Annotated in this window: 14 protein-coding genes and 1 pseudogene; 6 read left to right on the top strand and 9 right to left on the bottom strand. The window is 64.7% G+C overall.

Translation table 11 applies throughout. The annotated features are described in order from the left end of the window. Positions 1-75 precede the first annotated feature (75 nt). From SALB1_RS14080 to recJ, 3 genes are read left to right on the top strand one after another with little or no spacing between them, the layout of a single operon-like run. Positions 76-1,389, top strand: a complete 1,314-nt coding sequence (locus SALB1_RS14080) for a homoserine dehydrogenase (RefSeq protein ID WP_109994429.1) — start codon at positions 76-78, stop codon at positions 1,387-1,389. Positions 1,390-1,412: 23 nt separating this feature from the next. After that, positions 1,413-2,801, top strand: coding sequence for a threonine synthase (gene thrC / locus SALB1_RS14085; protein ID WP_109995458.1), 1,389 nt, complete (start codon positions 1,413-1,415; stop codon positions 2,799-2,801). Positions 2,802-2,816: 15 nt separating this feature from the next. Continuing rightward, positions 2,817-4,595 (top strand): single-stranded-DNA-specific exonuclease RecJ, encoded by a 1,779-nt coding sequence (gene recJ, locus SALB1_RS14090; RefSeq protein ID WP_199678928.1) that lies wholly within the window; start codon positions 2,817-2,819, stop codon positions 4,593-4,595. A 338-nt stretch (positions 4,596-4,933) separates the two neighbouring features. On the opposite strand, the gene SALB1_RS14095 is transcribed toward recJ, so the two are convergent. From SALB1_RS14095 to sufB, 7 genes and pseudogenes are all read right to left on the bottom strand, one after another. Continuing rightward, the gene (locus SALB1_RS14095) at positions 4,934-6,970 is read right to left on the bottom strand and encodes an NADPH-dependent 2,4-dienoyl-CoA reductase (RefSeq protein WP_109994430.1); all 2,037 of its coding nucleotides are present in this window, start codon (positions 6,968-6,970) and stop codon (positions 4,934-4,936) included. Positions 6,971-7,088: 118 nt separating this feature from the next. Continuing rightward, a pseudogene (locus SALB1_RS19980) lies at positions 7,089-7,604 on the bottom strand (hotdog fold domain-containing protein); the annotation flags it as partial. 675 nt (positions 7,605-8,279) lie between these two features. Then, complete coding sequence (locus SALB1_RS14105) at positions 8,280-8,600, bottom strand: non-heme iron oxygenase ferredoxin subunit (protein ID WP_109994431.1); 321 nt, start codon at positions 8,598-8,600, stop codon at positions 8,280-8,282. A 13-nt stretch (positions 8,601-8,613) separates the two neighbouring features. Then, the gene (locus SALB1_RS14110; protein ID WP_109994432.1) at positions 8,614-9,873 is read right to left on the bottom strand and encodes a cysteine desulfurase; all 1,260 of its coding nucleotides are present in this window, start codon (positions 9,871-9,873) and stop codon (positions 8,614-8,616) included. A gap of 19 nt (positions 9,874-9,892) precedes the next feature. Then, on the bottom strand, positions 9,893-11,230 hold the full coding sequence (sufD, locus tag SALB1_RS14115; RefSeq protein ID WP_109994433.1) for a Fe-S cluster assembly protein SufD: 1,338 nt from the start codon (positions 11,228-11,230) through the stop codon (positions 9,893-9,895). Further along, complete coding sequence (sufC, locus tag SALB1_RS14120) at positions 11,227-11,988, bottom strand: Fe-S cluster assembly ATPase SufC (protein WP_109994434.1); 762 nt, start codon at positions 11,986-11,988, stop codon at positions 11,227-11,229. Before sufC ends, sufD begins: the two co-directional genes overlap by 4 nt. A gap of 86 nt (positions 11,989-12,074) precedes the next feature. Further along, on the bottom strand, positions 12,075-13,562 hold the full coding sequence (gene sufB, locus SALB1_RS14125; RefSeq protein ID WP_109994435.1) for a Fe-S cluster assembly protein SufB: 1,488 nt from the start codon (positions 13,560-13,562) through the stop codon (positions 12,075-12,077). Positions 13,563-13,767: 205 nt separating this feature from the next. Here sufB and SALB1_RS14130 point away from each other — a divergent pair, with 205 nt between their 5' ends. From SALB1_RS14130 to SALB1_RS14140, 3 genes are all read left to right on the top strand, one after another. After that, entirely contained in the window at positions 13,768-14,226 is a 459-nt protein-coding gene (locus SALB1_RS14130) for a DUF3015 family protein (protein WP_158590749.1), read from the top strand. An 84-nt stretch (positions 14,227-14,310) separates the two neighbouring features. Further along, positions 14,311-14,754, top strand: coding sequence for a thioesterase family protein (locus SALB1_RS14135; RefSeq protein ID WP_109994437.1), 444 nt, complete (start codon positions 14,311-14,313; stop codon positions 14,752-14,754). Further along, positions 14,732-15,034, top strand: a complete 303-nt coding sequence (locus tag SALB1_RS14140) for a SelT/SelW/SelH family protein (RefSeq protein WP_109994438.1) — start codon at positions 14,732-14,734, stop codon at positions 15,032-15,034. The genes SALB1_RS14135 and SALB1_RS14140 overlap by 23 nt, the downstream gene beginning before the upstream one ends. Before the next feature lie 96 nt (positions 15,035-15,130). On the opposite strand, the gene SALB1_RS14145 is transcribed toward SALB1_RS14140, so the two are convergent. Beyond that, positions 15,131-15,550 carry a DUF3293 domain-containing protein gene (locus SALB1_RS14145; protein ID WP_158590750.1) on the bottom strand — a complete coding sequence of 140 codons (420 nt, stop codon included), beginning with the start codon at positions 15,548-15,550 and terminating at the stop codon, positions 15,131-15,133. A gap of 52 nt (positions 15,551-15,602) precedes the next feature. Further along, positions 15,603-18,065 carry an acyl-CoA dehydrogenase gene (locus tag SALB1_RS14150; RefSeq protein ID WP_109994440.1) on the bottom strand — a complete coding sequence of 821 codons (2,463 nt, stop codon included), beginning with the start codon at positions 18,063-18,065 and terminating at the stop codon, positions 15,603-15,605. Between the last annotated feature and the right edge of the window lie 11 nt (positions 18,066-18,076).

Here is an 18,076-nt window from a genome sequence, read left to right on the forward strand (position 1 = left end):
CCGTTTTTAGTGCATCAACCAGGATGACCGCACCCGGCGTCGGGCGCGGCTCGCAAACGAGGAACAGTCACGATGATGGAACCGGTCAAGGTCGGCGTACTCGGCCTCGGCACCGTGGGTGCCGGTGTGGTCAATCTGCTCGCGCGCAACGGCGACGAGATCACGCGGCGTGCCGGTCGAGAGATTCGTGTGACCCGGGCGGCGGTGCAGAACCTCGAGCGCGCGCGTGAATGCGATACCGCAGGCATCGATATGGGCACCGAGGCCCGCGCCATCGTCGAGGATCCGAATATCGACGTGGTGCTGGAGCTGATCGGCGGCGACAGTCTGGCCTACGATCTGGTCATGGCCGCGATCGCCAACGGCAAGCACGTGGTCACCGCCAACAAGCACCTGATCGCGCTGCACGGCAACGAGATCTTCGCCGCGGCCGACGCGGCCGGCGTGGTGGTGTCGTTCGAAGCGGCGGTGGCCGGCGGCATTCCGATCATCAAGGCAATCCGCGAATCGCTGGCCGCCAACCGCATCGAATGGTTGGCCGGGATCATCAACGGCACCGGCAACTTCATCCTCAGCCAGATGAAGTTCGAAGGCATGAGCTTCGAGCAGGCGCTGGCCGAGGCGCAGAAGCTCGGCTTCGCCGAGGCCGATCCGACCTTCGACGTCGATGGCATCGACGCCGCGCACAAGCTCGCTATTCTCGGCAGCATCGCCTTCGGCATCCCGTTGTCGTTCGACCGCATCGTCACCGACGGCATCCGCGGCATCGGCGCCGACGATATCGAGTACGCCGAGGAACTGGGCTACCGGGTCAAGCACCTGGGCATCGCCCAGCGCCAGGCGACCGGGGTGGCGATGCGCGTGCATCCGACACTCGTGCCCGAGCGTGCGCTGCTGGCCAATGTCGAGGGCGAGAAGAACGCGATCATGGTTTACGGCGACGCCGTGGGCCCGACCGCCTACTACGGCGCCGGCGCCGGCGCCGGGCCGACGGCTTCGTCGGTGGTGGCCGACCTGATCGATACCGCGCGCATGATGAGTGTCGACCCGAGCGGACGCGTGCCGCATCTGGCCTTCCAGCCGGACCAGATTACCGAAGAGCCGATCCTGGAGTCGCCCGATTTCATCTGCGGGCATTATTTCCGTGTGCAGGTGGCCGACCGGACCGGCGTGATGGCGGAGATCACCCGCCTGCTGGCCGAGCTCGAAATCGGCATCGAGGCCATTCTGCAGAAGGATCCGCCGACCGCCGAGGATGACGCACGCGTGATCATCATCACCAAGCCGGCCCGCGAGGGCACGCTAACCGAGGCGCTGGATCATATCCGCGCGCTGCCGACCACGCGTGACGGCGTGGTGCATTATCGCGTGGCCGAATTCGAGGACTGACAATGTCGAGCCAACAGGCCGAGATACGTTACATCAGCACGCGCGGCGAAGCGCCGGCGCTGAATTTCGAAGATGTGGTGCTGACCGGTCTGGCGCCGGACGGCGGCTTGTACGTGCCGGGAACCTTGCCGCAGTTCTCGCGCGACGAACTGGCCGCGATGGCGGGGCTACCCTACACCGAGATCGCGTTCCGGGTGATGAAGCCATTCGTGGGCGATGCCATTGCCGACGCCGACTTCAGGCGCATCATCCAGGACACCTACGCCACCTTCAATCATGATGCGGTGGTGCCGCTCAAGCAGCTGTCGCACAACCATCATCTGCTGGAGTTGTTCCACGGGCCGACGCTGGCCTTCAAGGATGTCGCCCTCCAGCTGCTGGGGCGCCTGCTCGATCACTTTCTCGCCAAGCGAGGCGAACGCGGCGTGATCATGGGCGCGACCTCGGGCGATACCGGCTCGGCCGCTATCGAGGGCTGCCGGGCCTGTGATCAGCTCGATATTTTCATCCTGCACCCGCATGAGCGCGTTTCCGCGGTCCAGCGCCGGCAGATGACCACCGTGCATGCGTCCAATGTGCATAACATCGCCATCGAGGGCGATTTCGACGACGCCCAGGCCATGGTCAAGGCCAGTTTCGCCGACCAGGGTTTCCTGAAAGGTCGGCGCCTGATCGCCGTCAATTCCATCAACTGGGCGCGCATCATGGCCCAGATCGTCTATTACGTGGCCTCGGCGGTCGCACTCGGCGCGCCGCAGCGCGCGGTGGCGTTCACCGTGCCGTCGGCGAATTTCGGCAATCTGTTTGCCGGCTACATCGCCTATCGCATGGGGTTGCCGGTCAAGCAGTTCGTGATCGCGACCAATGCCAACGACATCCTGCACCGCACGATCGCCGATAACGATTTCTCGCGCCGGGCGCTGCAGGCCACGCTCGCGCCGTCGATGGACATCGTCGTATCGTCGAATTTCGAACGCCTGTTGTTCGAAGCCTACGGACGCGACAGCGCGGCGGTGCGCGATCTGCTGGATCGCTTCGCCGACGGCCGGGCCGTGATCGACGACGCGCCGCTCGCCGCGTTGCGCCGGCTGTTCTCGAGCGACAGCGTCGACGACGACACCATCATCGAGGTGATTCGCGAGGCCTATGCGCATACCGGGGAATTGCTCGATCCGCATACCGCCACCGGCTACCGGGCGGCCAATCGCTGCCGCGCCGATGCCACCACGCCCATGATCACCCTGGCCACCGCCCATCCGGCCAAGTTCGAGGCGGCCATCGTCCGGGCCGGTTTCCCGGGCGCGCCGCTGCCCGAGGCGATGGCCGACTTGATGTCGATCGAGGAGCGCTTCGACATACTTCCCGCCGAACTGGCCGAGGTCCAGGCCTACGTCGCCGCCAAGCGCCGCTAAGCAGTGACGGGCGCGGTGGCGGAGCAGCAATCGGCCCGCAACGGTTTCGATGACGCGCCGCGCATCGTCGAGCGGTCTGTGCCCGGGGCGTCGGGTTTGGACGGGCTGGCCTCGCCGCTGTTGCAGCGGATCTACGCCGGGCGCGGCGTGCAGCATGCCGCCGAACTGGACTATCGCCTGGCCGGATTGCCTGATTTCTCGGCGCTCAAGGGTATCGACGCGGCGGTGGACGAACTGGAGGCGGCGATCGTTTCGAAACGGCCGATCTGGATCGTGGGCGATTTCGACGCCGATGGCGCCACCAGCACCACGCTGGCGCTTGAGGTGCTGGCGGCGTTCGGCGCCCATGTGGATTTCTTTATGCCGCAGCGGGCGACGCACGGCTATGGTCTATCCCCGTCCGTGGTCGAGGCGATCGGCCCGGCGGGCGCCGACGGCGGGCTGATTGTTACCGTGGACAACGGGATCGCCTCACTGTCCGGCGTGGAAGCGGCCAGCGCGGCGGGCTGGCGGGTGGTGGTCACCGATCATCACCTGCCCGGTAAGCGCCTGCCGGCGGCCGCGGCGATCGTGAATCCGAACCAGCCGGGCTGCGACTTTGCCTGCAAGTATCTGGCCGGTGTCGGGGTGGTGTTCTACGTCATGGCCGCGCTGCGCTCGCGCATGGCCGAGCGTGGCGTCACGGCGTTGCCGCGGCTGGGCGATCTTCTGGATCTGGTCGCCGTGGGCACCGTGGCCGATGTGGTGCCGCTGGATCACGTCAATCGCACGCTGGTCAGCCAGGGCCTGCGCCGCATCCGGGCCGGGCGCGGCCGGCCGGGGATCGTCGCCCTGGCCGAAATCGCCGGCCGCGATCCGGCCCGCCTGGATACCGACGATATCGGCTTCGCGATCGGGCCGCGCATCAACGCCGCCGGGCGGCTGGAGGACATGCGCCTGGGGGTGGCCTGCCTGCGTGCGGGCACCGCCGACGCGGCCCGCCGGGCGGCCGAGACGCTGTCGTCGATCAATCACCAGCGGCGCCGCGTGCAGCAGCGCATGCAGGGCCAGGCCGAGGCCGCGCTGGAGCACCTGGCGGCGCTGGACCAGGATATGCCCGCGCTGGTGGTGCATGAAAGCGACTGGCACGAAGGCATTGTCGGTTTGATCGCCTCGCGCCTGCGCGAGCGTATTCATCGCCCGGTGGTGGCGTTTGCGCCCGGTGAACACGGCGAGTTGAAAGGCTCGGCCCGCTCGATTCCCGGGCTGCATATCCGCGATGCCCTGGCCGCCGTGGATGCGGACGCGCCCGGCCTGATCACGCGCTTCGGCGGCCATGCCCAGGCGGCCGGTCTATCGCTGAAGCCCGGACGGCTGGACGACTTCGCGCAGCGCTTGCGTGCCGCGGTCGCGGCCCGGCTGACTCCGGCCATGACCCGGCGCGAGTACGTTACCGACGGCGAACTGGACGGGCCCGAGCACAGCCTCGAAACGGCGATCGCGCTGCGGCAGGCCGGGCCCTGGGGTGCCGGCTTCGACGCGCCGCTGTTCCACGGTGTCTATCACGTGCTCGGCCAGCGTGTGGTCGGTAGCGGCCATCTCAAGCTCACCGTACAGTCGAGCCGCGGCGGCGGGCCGATCGAGGCCATGATCTTCAACCGCGACGTGCCGCTGGATGCCGCCCAGCTGCATCGGCTGGTCTTTCGCCTGCAGGTCAACGAGTTCCGCGGGCGCCAAAGCGCGAACCTGATCGTCGAGTACTGCTGTGTGGACACGCCCGGGCTGGTCCGGCGCGCCGAAGCGGGTGTTCAGTAACGCCAACGTTACCGGACACGAGCCCGCACGTTTTCTGTTTTCCAAGGCATTGTTCCGCAGATCAACGCCGATTCACGCAGATGCTCGGCATGCCCCGTTACCGGCGTCGATCTGCGTTCACTCGCTTCATTATGAACAAAGCTCAGTCGAAGGCTTGAACGACGCCATCGCTTGTGTAGCTGAAGCCGCAGTGCCTTGATCGTACTTCTCATTTGCGCTTATTCGCGTGCATTGGCGGACAAAATACCCGGCTTATTCAGCCAGCTCTCTTCTGCGTGTCGTACATAATCAAGATCTGCGGATACATAGTCCGGGGAAGAAAGAACGCTGCAAGCGCATCAATCCAATGACGCGGCCAGCTCGGCGGCTTCGCGGATCGCGCGCTTGGCATCGAGCTCGGCCGCCAGCTTCGCGCCGCCGATGATGTGACAAGCCAGCCCGCGCGCTTCCAGATCATCGGCGAGATCGCGCCGGGTTTCCTGGCCGGCGCAGATCACGACGGTATCGACGGCCAGCACGCGGGCCTTGTCGTCGACGCGCAGGTGCAGGCCGGCCTCGTCGATGCGTTCGTAGGCCACGCCGCCCAGCATCTGCACGCCCTTGTGCTTGAGCGAGGCACGATGCGCCCAGCCGCTGGTCTTGCCCAGGCCGCGCCCGGGTTTGTCGCGGCTGCGCTGAAGCAGAGTCACTTGGCGCGGCGAGGGTGAGGGATGGGCTTCGATCAGCCCGCCGGCGGCCGCCGCGGTGGGGTCCACGCCCCATTCGGCGAAGAACAGTTCGCGATCCTGCGAGGGGGCCGGCCGGCCATGGGTCAGGAACTCGCTGACATCGAAGCCGATGCCGCCGGCGCCGATCACCGCAACCCGCGGTCCGGCCACGCGATGGCCGCGCAGGATATCGATGTAGGAAGCGACCGAGGGGTGGTCGATGCCGTCGATCGCCGGCCGGCGCGGGCGCACGCCGGTGGCGATCACGATTTCATCGAAGCCTTTGTTGGCCAGCGCCTCAGCGGTGGCGCGGGTGTTCAGATGCAGTGCGATCCCGGTCTGTTCCACGCGGCGACGGAAGTAGCGCAGCGTTTCGAAGAATTCCTCCTTGCCGGGAATCTGTTTGGCCATGTTGAACTGCCCGCCGATCTCGTCGGCTTCGTCATACAGGCTGACCCGGTGGCCGCGCGCGGCCAACCGGGTGGCCGCCTCGAGCCCGGCCGGCCCGGCGCCGATGACCGCGATGCGGCGCGGCTGTTGGACCGGAGGGAAATTCAGCTCGGTTTCGCGCCCGGCGCGCGGATTGACCAGACAACTGGCGCGCTTGCCCTGGAAAGCGTGATCGAGACAGGCCTGGTTGCACGCGATACAGCTGTTGATATCGGCGGCCAGATGGGCCCGCGCCTTGTTCACGAACTCGGGGTCGGCCAGGAACGGGCGTGCCATGGACACCATGTCGGCGCCGCCGTCGGCCAGTAGCGACTCGGCGACCTCGGGCGTGTTCACCCGATTGGTGGTGACCAGTGGCAGGCCGACTTCGCGCTTGAGCTTGGCGGTGACCCAGGCGAACGCGGCGCGGGGCACGCGGGTGACGATGGTAGGCACGCGCGATTCGTGCCAGCCGATGCCGGTGTTGATGAGCGTCGCCCCGGCGGCTTCGATGGCGCGCGCGAGCGATACGATTTCGTCCCAGCGCTGGCCGTTTTCGACCAGATCGAGCATGGACAGCCGATAGATGAGGATGAAATCCGGGCCGAGCGCGGCACGAATGCCTTGTACGATCTCGATCGGCATGCGTTGTCGGTTGGCCAGCGAGCCGCCATAGCTGTCGCGCCGGTCATTGGTGTGCTCGACCAGGAACTGGTTGATGAGATAGCCCTCCGAGCCCATCACCTCGACGCCGTCGTAACCCGCATCGCGTGCGAGTTCGGCGGCGCGGACATAATCCCGGATCGTACGCCGCACCCCACGTTCACTCAGCGCGCGCGGCTTGAACGGGGTGATGGGCGACTTGCGGCGCGAAGCCCCGACGATGAACGGGTGGTAGCCGTAGCGTCCGGAATGCAGGATCTGCATGCAGATATGGCCGCCTTCGCCGTGCACGGCGCGTGTGATCTTGCGATGCGGGATCACATGGCCGCGATGGCTCATGCGTCCGGCCAGCGGCGAGACCCAGCCGGCGATGTTGGGGGCGATGCCGCCGGTGACGATCAGCCCCGCGCCGCCGGCCGCGCGTTCGGCGAAGTACGCGGCGAGCTTGTCGTAGTGCCAGAAGAAGTCCTCCATGCCGGTATGCATGGACCCCATCAGCACGCGGTTGCGCAGGGTCGTGAAGCCGAGATCGAGCGGTGCGAGCAGATGCGGATAGGGCGCGGTGGCGGCGGTCATAAATAAGGCAATCCTTGGCCGGGGCAGGGCACGAATAGGCGGGATGGACGGCGCGGGTGATCCATAGGGTGATCGTGGCGTGCATGACCTCGACCTCGGCGGTATCGCGGATGGACATCTCCACGTCGTAGTCCGCGCGGTCATCGAGTGTCGCGGTGGCGGCCGGACGGGCCCGGGCAATCAGGTCGGTTTCGGCCTTGGCCCGATAGGCGACGGTCATTCCTTGGGGAATCCAGCGCCACGCCGGTTTGACGGTGGCTTCGGCCGTGAGGCCGGCGGCCAGTTCGGTGAGATTACACATGGCGATCGTGTGCACCGTGCCGATATGGTTGTGCAGTCACCGCCGTTTGCCCAGGGCCGCGGCGCAGAAGCTCGGCTCGACACGGTTCACGCGCGGCGTGATGGTCGCGAAATACGGCGCACGCCGGCAGATCGCGCGCGAACAGCCAGCGACCGCCGGGCTTGGTGTGCAGCTGATGCCCGTACGACAGAATCGGCGGCCGGTCAGGCATAAAATGATTACAAAAAGAAAAGAGTTCTTTTTATATATGTTCTGGTGCCGGGACGCCATCAATCGTTGGTGGCAGCTGGCATTGCGCGTGTTGCATCGGGGCAGTGCTGCGGCTGTTGGCATCGACGGTTGAACTCGCGTCTTTTCTCGATCGGGCGGCGGCCATCTGCCGGCGGCGATCGGGCCGAACACAGCGGACGATGAAACGGGTTCTTCGCGGATTTGCGGCGCAATCACGCCCTGCGAATCCTGGCGGTTCAGGACAGGGGGCGCGATCCACGGCGCACTGGGTGGGAAACGCCGAACCAGGACGGGTGAAAGTCGCACGCCCTCCGCCTTCGCCGACCTTCGGTTTGGCGCTGCGGCGCGAGTCACTCCTCTTGCTTGCTCAAGAGAAGTAACCAAGAGAAGAGCACCCCGCACGGCGACGGCTTCGCCGGTTCACGGCAAGACGTGGTGTCGCCGTACAAACGGCACCGAAATACACACACGGCGTCTCAGGGTTGGACGGACGCCCGGACTGTTTGCGCTGTATCCAGGTGGTCGACGGGTGGCGAAGGCGGCGCCTGCGAGTGGGCATGGCAGCCCATACGCGCCGGCGCGGCGGTCGGACCCGCGCTTGTCGTTAGAGCGTGAACGTCAAACCGGGCCATTCTGCAGCCCGGCGGCGCCGAGTACTCTTCTTAACTCAGTCCCGCAAACCTGGGCAAACCAAAAAAAAAAGCCGCGATGCATTGACGCATCGCGGCTTTCGAGGCGTACGCCGATCGCGGCGTTGCATAGCGCTGCGGGCAGGCGTCAGTCGAAACGATCGTCCCGGACCTGGACCACGCCGTTCTCGACGCGGGTCGGAAAGGTGGCAACATCCTCGTAGGCGGGCGCGCTGAGCGCCTTGCCGTTCTTGATGCAGAAACGCGCACCGTGGCGTGGGCAGATCACTTCGCAGCCTTCGACATCGCCGCTGGCCAGTTCGCCGCCATCGTGCGTGCACATGTCGTGGATCGCGTAGTAGTCCTTGTCGTAACAAAAAACCGCGATCATCGTGTCGTCCACGTCGACGATGCGGCACTGGCCTTCGTCGAGTTCGCCGTCCTTGCAGACATCCACCCAATCGGTCATCGCGACAATCCTTTTATCCGAAGATACGTTGAATGCTTTCCAGGCCGCCGATCAACGCATCGACATCCGCCTGCGTATTGTAGAGCGCGAAGGAGACGCGCGCGGTTGCCGGTACACCGAAGCGCTGCATCAGCGGCATCGCACAATGATGGCCGGTACGGATCGCGACGCCCGATTCATCGAGCAGGGTGCCGATGTCGTGCGCGTGCACGCCGTCCATCACGAAGGAGATGATCCCGGCCTTGCCCGGCGCGGTGCCAATGATGCGCAGGCCGTCGATGGTTTCCATCTCGCGCGTCGCGCGCGCCAGCAGTTCGTGCTCGTAGTCGAACACGGTGGCCAGATCCAGGTCGTTGACGTAGTCGATGGCGGCCCCGAGGGCGGCCGCGCCGGCGATGTTGGGGGTGCCAGCCTCGAACTTGTAGGGCACGTCGTTGTACGTCGTACCCGAGAACGACACCGTCTCGATCATGTCGCCGCCGCCCTGATAGGGCGGCATGGCTTCCAGCAGTTCGCGCTTGGCGTACAGGGCGCCGAAGCCGGTGGGGCCGAACAGTTTGTGCGCCGACATCGTGTAGAAATCGGCGTCGAGAGCGCTGACGTCGACCGGCATGTGGGCCACGGCCTGGGCGCCGTCGATCAGGGTCACCGCGCCGGCGTCATGCGCCGCGGCGATCATCTCGGCCACCGGCAGCACCGTGCCCAGGGCATTGGAGATATGCGCGAACGCGGCAATGACCGTACGTTCCGACAGCTTCGCGCGGAAGTCCTCGATCGATACACTGCCGTCGTCGCCGATCGGTGCTACCACGATTTGTGCGCCGGTGGCTTCGGCCACCATCTGCCAGGGCACGATGTTGGAGTGGTGTTCCAGCTCGGTGAGCAGGATCTCGTCCCCCGGCTTCAGCCGCGGCCGGGCATAGCACTGGGCGACCAGATTGATGCCGTCTGTGGTGCCGCGGGTATAGACGATCTCGTCGCGCGAGCGCGCGCCGATGAATTCGGCCAGCTTGTCGCGGCAGGCTTCGTATTGCTGCGTGGCCCGTTGCGACAGCGTGTGGATCGCGCGGTGTACGTTGGCGTTGGCGTGGCGATAGTAGTCGTCGCTGGCCTGAATGACGCGCACCGGTTTCTGGGTGGTCGCCGCGTTGTCGAGATACACCAGCCGTCGTCCCGAGGGCAGGGCCTCGAGCAGGATGGGGAAGTCGGCGCGCGCGTGCTCGGCGTCGAACGCCGGGGGCACGGTTGCGGTCTGCTGCTTCACTTCGGACATGACGGCTTCTCCCGCCAACTCAGGCCAGATCCACGTATGCGCGACCGCCCGGCAGCTTGGCCAGGATGGCGGCCTCGACATAACGCTCGATCGGCTCGATGCCGATCTTCTGCACCAGTGCGTTGGCAAAACTGTAGGTCAGGATGGCGCGCGCGCCTTCCTCGCTCACGCCCCGGCTGTTGAGATAGAACACCGCGTCTTCGTCGAGCTGGCCGATGGTCGAGCCGTGGCCGGCGGTCACATCGTCGGCATAGATCTCGAGTTCGGGCTTGGCGTCGACTTCGGCGTTGTCGGACAGTAGCAGGGCATCGGAGGATAGATCCGAGTCGGTCTTCTGCGCGTCCTTTTGAATCACGATCTTGCCATTGAATACGCCGCGGGCGTGACCGGCGAGCACACCCTTGTATCGTTCCCGGGAAAGACTGTGCTCGGTGGCGTGGTCGATCCGGGTGTGATTGTCCACATGCTGGCGCCCGGTCGCCGTGTAGACACCGTTGAAGTGGACTTCCGCATTGTGGTCGACAAGTCGTGCATTGGTATCAATACGCGCCAGGCGCCCGCCCAGATCAAAGCCGTGATTGAACACGCGGCTATCGCGGCGCTGTTGGGCGAAGAAGCTCGATACGTGGTAGCCACGCTCGGATTCCTGCTGAATGCGCACCCGGGTGAGTTGCGCATTGCGCCCCATTACGGCCTCGGTCACCTGGTTGGCGAAGTAGGCCTTGCTGCCGAGGCCGACCGAATGCTCGATGACGACGGCCTGGCTGTTCTCGCCGAAGACGTAGCGATGGCGGACCTGGGTCATGCGCTCGTCGCGTACGCCGGAGGTCACGCTGATCACGTGCAGCGGTTTCTCCAGCACGGCGTTGGCCGCGGTTTCGACATAAGCGCCGTCGGTGAAAAACGCCGCGTTCATGGCGGTCAGGCTGCCCGGCTCTTCTTCGATCTCGCGTGCCTTGACGGTGGCGCCCGCGTTCTCGGACAGATAGTCCGCAAAGGAACGCACGGTCACGCCGGCGGGCAGATCGTCGACATCCGACAGTGCTGCGTTGAAGCGGCCGTCGACGAAGATGATGCGGTGGGCGTCCAGGTCCGCGGGGATGAACGCGCGCAGTTCGTCCAGTGCCACCGGCTCGGCTTCGTCGCTGATCTCGAAACGACGCTTCTCGACCGGCTGAAGACTGGTGTACTTCCAGTCCTCCTCGCGCGTGGAGGGAAACCCGGCTTCGGAGAAGCGGGTCAGCTCGGCTGAGCGCTCGCGCTTGGAGTCGTCGCTGCCGGGCAGGTCGCGCTCGACCCGGGCGTATTCGGCCAGATAGTGGTCGATGCTGGGTTCGATCTGTTGCGTCGCGCTCATGACGTCGCAGCGGCCTCGTCGGTTTCCAGGTTGGCGTAGCCTTCTTCCTCGAGCGTATCGGCCAGTTCGGGCCCGCCCGAACGCACGATCCGGCCCTGGTACAACACGTGCACCCGATCGGGTACGACATGCTCCAGCAGGCGCTTGTAGTGGGTCACGAGGATGACGGAGCGTTCCGGCGAGCGCAGGCGGTTGATTCCACTCGCGACGATCTTGAGCGCGTCAATATCGAGCCCGGAGTCGGTTTCATCCAGGACCGCCAGGGCGGGTTCCAGCATCAGCATCTGGAAGATTTCGTTACGTTTCTTCTCGCCGCCGGAGAAATCCTCGTTCACACCGCGTTTGACCATGTCCATGCTCATGCCGACATGGCTGATCTTCTCCTGAACCATCTGCATGAATTCCACGGCGTCGATCTCGGGCTCGCCGTGATACTTGCGGCGCGCGTTGATCGCGGCACGCAGCAGGTACAGGTTGGATACACCGGGGATCTCGACCGGGTACTGGAAGCCGAGGAACACGCCTTCGCAGGCGCGTTCGTCGGGGGCGAGCTCGAGCAGTTCCCGGCCCTTGAACGTCACGCTGCCCTCGGTGACCTCGTATTCCTCGCGCCCGGCGAGAATACTGGCCAGCGTGGACTTGCCGGAACCGTTCGGGCCCATGATGGCATGGACTTCACCGTCCGGGACTTCGAGATCGATGCCGCGGAGGATAGGCTTGCCTTCGACCTCGGCATGCAGGTTCTTGATTGAGATCATATGCGTTATTCGAACAATGGAAACTGGACAGGCCCGGCACCACTGGCGCCCGGGCCCGGAAAACGACTGCGCTTCGAGCCGCGGTCCTAGCCGACCGCGTTCTCCAGCGTGACGTTGAGAAGCTTCTGGGCCTCGACGGCGAATTCCATCGGCAGCTCCTTGAACACATCCTTGCAGAAGCCGTTGACAATCAGATTGACGGCGTCCTCTTCGGACAGACCGCGCTGCTGACAGTAGAACATCTGGTCTTCGCCGATCTTCGAGGTCGTGGCCTCGTGTTCAAGCTTGGCCGTGCTGTTCCGGGATTCGACGTAAGGGAAGGTATGCGCGCCGCACTTGTCGCCGATGAGCAGCGAGTCGCACTGCGTGAAGTTGCGCGCATTGGTTGCACTCGGCAGGACCTTCACCAGGCCGCGATAGGCCTGCTCGCCGCGCACCGCCGAAATACCCTTGGCGATGATGGTCGACTTGGTGTTCTTGCCGATGTGAATCATCTTCGTGCCGGTATCGGCCTGCTGCATGCCGCGTGTCACCGCCACCGAATAGAACTCGCCGACCGAGTCGTTGCCAGTGAGTACGCAACTCGGATATTTCCAGGTAATCGCCGAGCCCGTCTCGACCTGAGTCCAGGAGATCTTGGAGCGGTCGCCGCGGCATTCGCCGCGCTTGGTCACGAAATTGTAGATGCCGCCCTTGCCGTTCTCGTCACCCGGGTACCAGTTCTGGACAGTCGAGTACTTGATCTGGGCATCTTCCTCCGCCACCAGCTCGACCACTGCCGCATGCAACTGGTTCTCGTCGCGCTGGGGCGCCGTGCAGCCTTCCAGGTACGACACTTCGCTGCCCGCCTCGGCCACGATCAGCGTCCGCTCGAACTGGCCGGTGTTTTCGGCGTTGATACGGAAATACGTCGACAGCTCCATCGGGCATTTCACCCCCTTGGGGATGTAGACGAAGGAGCCGTCGGTGAACACGGCCGAGTTCAGGCCGGCGAAGAAATTGTCGCCGCGCGGCACTACGCTTCCGAGATGCTGGCGAACCAGTTCCGGATATTCCTGGATGGCTTCGGAAATCGAGCAGAAGATGACGCCGGCATCATGCAGTTTCTGCTTGAAGGTCGTGGCGACGGAAACGCTGTCGAAGACCGCATCCACCGCGACGTTGCTGCCGGAGGTCGGGTACTGGGCCCCCTCCACACCGGCCAGCATTTCCTGCTCGCGTAGCGGGATGCCGAGCTTTTCGTAGGTTTCGAGCAGCTTCGGATCGACGTCGTCCAGGCTTTTCGGCTTGTCCTTGGCGGACTTGGGCGCCGAGTAGTAGGAGATCTTCTGAAAATCGATCGGCGGGTAGTGCAGATGCGGCCAGCGGGGCATCTTCATCTGCTGCCACTGCCGATAGGCTTCGAGACGCCATTCCAGCATCCATTCCGGTTCGTTCTTCTTGTTGGAAATGAACCGAATGACGTCCTCGTTCAGACCCGGCGCTACCGTATCGGACTCCAGATCCGTGACGAATCCAGCTTCATATTCGCGCGTGGCGACCAGTTCTTCGACGTCGTCCTCATGTGCGGCCATAGCAACTCGAATCTTGGTAGAAAGGTCAGTTATCGACCTGAAAGTATAACGCGGATGAGCCCCGGCTAATATCGCCGCGTGCCCATACTGATGATAGTGGGGCCCTATTAAACACCTTCAAGGCATTGCCCGGACACGGGCTTGCGTCGCCCGAGCCCGACGCGCTCTAATGAAGTTTGCCATGAATACGTCCAGGGAGAGCGTGATGCGCAGGATTGTAAGCTTGGGTGCGATGACCGGCTTCGGTCTCCTGGCGGCCGGTTGTTCGCAGGTCGCGGTGACTTCCAACACGCTGCTCAACGGGACCGCGCGCATCGCCGACGCGACGACCGAGGCCGTCAGGGAAACCAGCCAAGCCACGACCCACTCGACACGCAACAGCTTCGCCCAGACGCACAAGGCACGCGAGAAATTCGTGCGCTCACAGTATGCCATGCTCAAGAGCGAGGCGGCGCGAGGCTCGGGCGAGGATCTCGACGCACTGGCTTACATGATGCAGGCCCGCAACAAGTCGGCGTTCGAATCCCGGGTGCAGGCACACTATAGCCAATTGTTCTCGGGCAAGCCCAGTGCCGATGCGTTCCTCTCGCGCCTTTACAAGGTGGTGGGGACGCCGCCGGACATGACTGCGGCAAACGCGGGCGACACCCTGGCCGCGAGCTGATCCACCGCGCGCCCTGACGTTGACAAGCCGGCGCATGCCGCCGGCTTCTTTCGATTGCGGTTCGCGTACAACGGAAAGCCGGATATGGGGTTTGACAGGCGGTGGGATATCGATGTCCCGTTCTACATCGAGATCGCGGTCGGCGCGGGTGACATCGATCGGCTCGATCACGTCAACAATTCGGTGTACCTGCAATATATGGAACGGGCCGCCTGGGCGCATACGCTCGCGCTGGGGCTGGACTGGGATACCTATGTTGCGCTGGATGCCGCGTGCGTGGTGCGGCACCATAATCTCGATTACCTGATCGCCGCGAAGCTGGGTGATCAACTGCAGGTGGCCACCTGGATCGGCGAGAACGACGGTCGGATCTCGATGTGGCGTTACTTCCAGATGCGCCGGGTCGGCGACGGTCGCACCATCTTCCGCGCGCGGACCCAGTACGTGACGATTTGTCTGTCGAACGGACGGCCGTGCCGTATGCCGCCCTCGTTCGCCAAGGCCTATGCGCCAGTCGACCGGGTCTGAGGTGCCGCGGTCGCCGCGGGTGGCCATTCTGTATTGTCCGGCCTGCCGTTGGGTCGCGCGCGCGGCCTGGATGAGCCAGGAAATCCTCACCACGTTCGGGAGCGCGCTCGGCGAAGTGGCGCTGGTGCCGGCCGGGCGCGGGGTGTTTCAGGTCTGGCTCGATGGCGAATGCTTGCACGATCGCGCCGCGGCTGGCGGGTTTCCCGAGACGAAACCGATCAAACAGATGATCCGCGACCGCATCGACCCGGGTCGCGACCTCGGGCATTCTGAAGGGTAGATCGCTTGCCCGTCGGGTGGCGGCCCGTCGATGGCCTGGGTGTCATCCGGGGTTGTACGGGGTCGCCCGCCGCCCACGCGTTGTTGGGATGGGCCCTTAGCTCCAGACCAGATCGACGCGCGCCCGATCGACCGCGACGATCGCGACCTGGCCGAAGCGTCGCGCGAGGTTGCGTGCCATGCCTTCTTCCATGCCGGCCACGAGCCAGCCGGGTTCGTTCGGCCAGTCGCCAGCGGTATCGCGGTTGACCGCGGCCAGCCGGTCGAAACCGCGACGCTCGAGCAGGGTGTCGAGCACCTGGTGTCGCGCGCGGTTGTCGGCCGCGGTGGCCGCTTCAGCGCCGGGGTTGTAGGCGGTGATCAGCCACGCCGCGGCGGCCCCGTTGCGGGCGCTCACCCAGTCGGCGAGCGTGGCGGGGGTTGCCTGATACAGATTCAGGACGATGTTTTCGCCTCGATACTCGACGCAGTAGTCGGTGCTTTGGAACGCGTTGCTCAGTTCGCTACGTTGGCGCATCGCAAAAAAAGGCCCGGGATTGACCCGGGCCATGATGCGGTACGGCGTCGCGTTATGCCACGCGCGATTCGTTGCGATGGTCTTCGTGGCGTTTGTGCGCCATGTCGGCCAGATAGTCCTTCGTAAAGGCGTCGGTCAGGATGGCGTCGTAGCGCATGCGATCGTATTCTGCGACGTGGTCCGCCTGTTCCTGGGTGAGGATCTGCTTTTCAACCGCGGACCGCAGGCGTGCTTCGGTGTCGAGGCCATCCACCTCGCCCTTGGCAACCGCCTTGAAGAAGGTGTCGTAGATCGGCTCGACCTCGATCAGTTTGTTGAAAGTCGCCTCAATGCGGCCGGTGGCCGACTCCGGGTCGCGGCCGACATAGATATCGGCGGAAAGACGATCGCGGAACGCCGAGGGCTCCATGATGGCGTCGCCGAGCGCGTTGATCAGGCGATCGCTTGGACCCTTGTGTGCCATGCCGGTCGGGAATACGAGAAAGCGCATGGCGCTGCCGACGAGGCCGTTCGGGAAGTTGCGGAAGAAACCGTCGAAGGCCTTTTCGATCTTGGCCAGCGACTCGGCCATCACGTAATGCAGATGATCGACGTCTTCTTCCTTCTCGCCCTCGTCGTAGAAGTACTTGAGGGTGGCCGAGGCGAAGTACAGCTCGGACAACACATCACCGAGCCGCGCCGAGAGCAGCTCCTTGCGCTTGAGCTCACCGCCGAGCAGGCCCATGGTGATGTCGGAGCTGATGGCCAGGGCGGAGGAGAAGCGTTCGAGCTGCCGGTAATAGGGCGCGGCCACGCCGGATACCGGCGCCTTGGCGGTGATCGCGCCGGTCAGCCCGAAGGTGAAGGCGCGGGCAGCCCGGTTGACCGAGTAACCCACATGCGACCACAGCAGATCGTCGAAGTCGTCGAGGTTGTCCTCGCGCGCGGCTTCCATCTCCGGGAAGATATACGGGTGACAACGGATCGCGCCCTGGCCGAAGATCATCAGGCTGCGGGTGAGGATGTTGGCGCCCTCGACCGTGATCGCGATCGGGATGGATTGGTAGGAACTGGCCAGATAGTTGCGCGGGCCCTGCTGAATGCCGCGACCGCCGTGAACGTCCATCGCGTCGTTGACGATCACGCGCATCCACTCGGTCATGTGGTATTTGGCCATGGCCGTGACCACCGACGGCGTGCACTTGTCCACGCCGGAGGCCGTCATCACGCGCGCGGCTTCCATCTTGTAGTTCAGGCCCGAGATGCGCGCGGTGGCTTCCTGCACGCCCTCGAACTTGCCCACCGGCAACTTGAACTGGCGGCGAATGCGCGTCCAGGCGCCGGTCATGCGATACGACATCTTGGCCGCGGCCGACGACAGCGCCGGCAGGGAAATGCCGCGCCCGGCGGACAGGCACTCGACCAGCATGCGCCAGCCGCCGCCAGCCTTCTCGGGGCCGCCGATGATGGCGTCCAGCGGCACGAATATGTCCTTGCCGTAAATCGGGCCGTTCATGAACGCGCCGGGGTAATGCCGTTTGCCGATCTCCACGCCCGGCTCATCGGCCGAAATCAGGGCACAGGTGATGCCGTAGTCGGTCTTGTCCGGATCGCCCAGCAGCCCCTCGGGATCGTGCAGGCGAAACGCCAGGCCGATGACCGTGGCCACCGGCGCCAGCGTGATCCAGCGCTTGGAGAAGGTCAGCTTCATGCCGAGCACTTCCTCGCCCTGGTATTCGCCCTTGCAGACGATGCCGTAGTCGGGCAGGGCGCCGGCGTCCGAGCCGACTTCCGGGCCGGTCAGGCCGAAGCAGGGGATCTCGCTGCCATCGGCCAGACCGGGCAGCCATTTGGCCTGCTGCTCCTTGGTGCCGTAGTGAATCAGCAATTCGCCCGGCCCGAGCGAGTTCGGCACCATCACGGTCACCGCCGTGGTCAGCGAACGGGAGGCGATCTTGGCCACCACCGTCGACTGGGCCAGGGCCGAGAAACCCAGCCCGCCGTGCTCCTTGGGGATGAGCATGGCAAAGAATTTGTTCCTGCGGATGTAATCCCAGCCTTCGGGCGGGATATCGTGGCGCTCATTGAGGATTTCCCATTCGTCAAGCATCGAGCACAGCGTTTCGGTCTCGTTATCGAGAAACGAGCGTTCGTCTTCGCTGAGCTGGGTGCGACGGAAATCCAGCAGATACTGCCAGTCCGGCTTGCCACGGAACATTTCCGTTTCCCACCAGGTGCTGCCGGCTTCGAGCGCCTCGCGCTCGGTGTCCGACATTGGCGGCAGAACCGATTTGAACTTGGCGAATATGGGCTTGGTCGCGTAGCGCTTGCGTAGGCCGGGAGTGTTGAACAGCACCAGCGGCGGAACCAAGACGATCGCAGCGATCAGCAGGCCGAGCCAACCGATCACGCCGGTGACGGCGAGACCGACGAAATACACGACCACAGCCGCGCTCCAGACGGCCAGCGCGGCGCCGGTATAGGCCAGCGCCCAGACCGCCGCGATGGCGATGACAAGGGCAACAAGAATGCTCATGGTGGGTTCCT

The organism is Salinisphaera sp. LB1, from assembly GCF_003177035.1.
Classification (GTDB): domain Bacteria; phylum Pseudomonadota; class Gammaproteobacteria; order Nevskiales; family Salinisphaeraceae; genus Salinisphaera.

Excerpts from the sequence above, each read along its gene's own strand:
- sufC (WP_109994434.1), bottom strand. The coding sequence starts at position 11,988 with ATGATCTCAATCAAGAACCTGCATGCCGAGGTCGAAGGCAAGCCTATC.
- SALB1_RS14150 (WP_109994440.1), bottom strand. The coding sequence starts at position 18,065 with ATGAGCATTCTTGTTGCCCTTGTCATCGCCATCGCGGCGGTCTGGGCG.
- SALB1_RS14095 (WP_109994430.1), bottom strand. The coding sequence starts at position 6,970 with ATGACCGCCGCCACCGCGCCCTATCCGCATCTGCTCGCACCGCTCGAT.
- SALB1_RS14130 (WP_158590749.1), top strand. The coding sequence starts at position 13,768 with ATGCGCAGGATTGTAAGCTTGGGTGCGATGACCGGCTTCGGTCTCCTG.
- SALB1_RS14105 (WP_109994431.1), bottom strand. The coding sequence starts at position 8,600 with ATGACCGATTGGGTGGATGTCTGCAAGGACGGCGAACTCGACGAAGGC.
- SALB1_RS14110 (WP_109994432.1), bottom strand. The coding sequence starts at position 9,873 with ATGTCCGAAGTGAAGCAGCAGACCGCAACCGTGCCCCCGGCGTTCGAC.
- SALB1_RS14080 (WP_109994429.1), top strand. The coding sequence starts at position 76 with ATGGAACCGGTCAAGGTCGGCGTACTCGGCCTCGGCACCGTGGGTGCC.
- SALB1_RS14145 (WP_158590750.1), bottom strand. The coding sequence starts at position 15,550 with ATGCGCCAACGTAGCGAACTGAGCAACGCGTTCCAAAGCACCGACTAC.
- SALB1_RS14140 (WP_109994438.1), top strand. The coding sequence starts at position 14,732 with ATGCGCCAGTCGACCGGGTCTGAGGTGCCGCGGTCGCCGCGGGTGGCC.
- sufB (WP_109994435.1), bottom strand. The coding sequence starts at position 13,562 with ATGGCCGCACATGAGGACGACGTCGAAGAACTGGTCGCCACGCGCGAA.
- sufD (WP_109994433.1), bottom strand. The coding sequence starts at position 11,230 with ATGAGCGCGACGCAACAGATCGAACCCAGCATCGACCACTATCTGGCC.
- SALB1_RS14135 (WP_109994437.1), top strand. The coding sequence starts at position 14,311 with ATGGGGTTTGACAGGCGGTGGGATATCGATGTCCCGTTCTACATCGAG.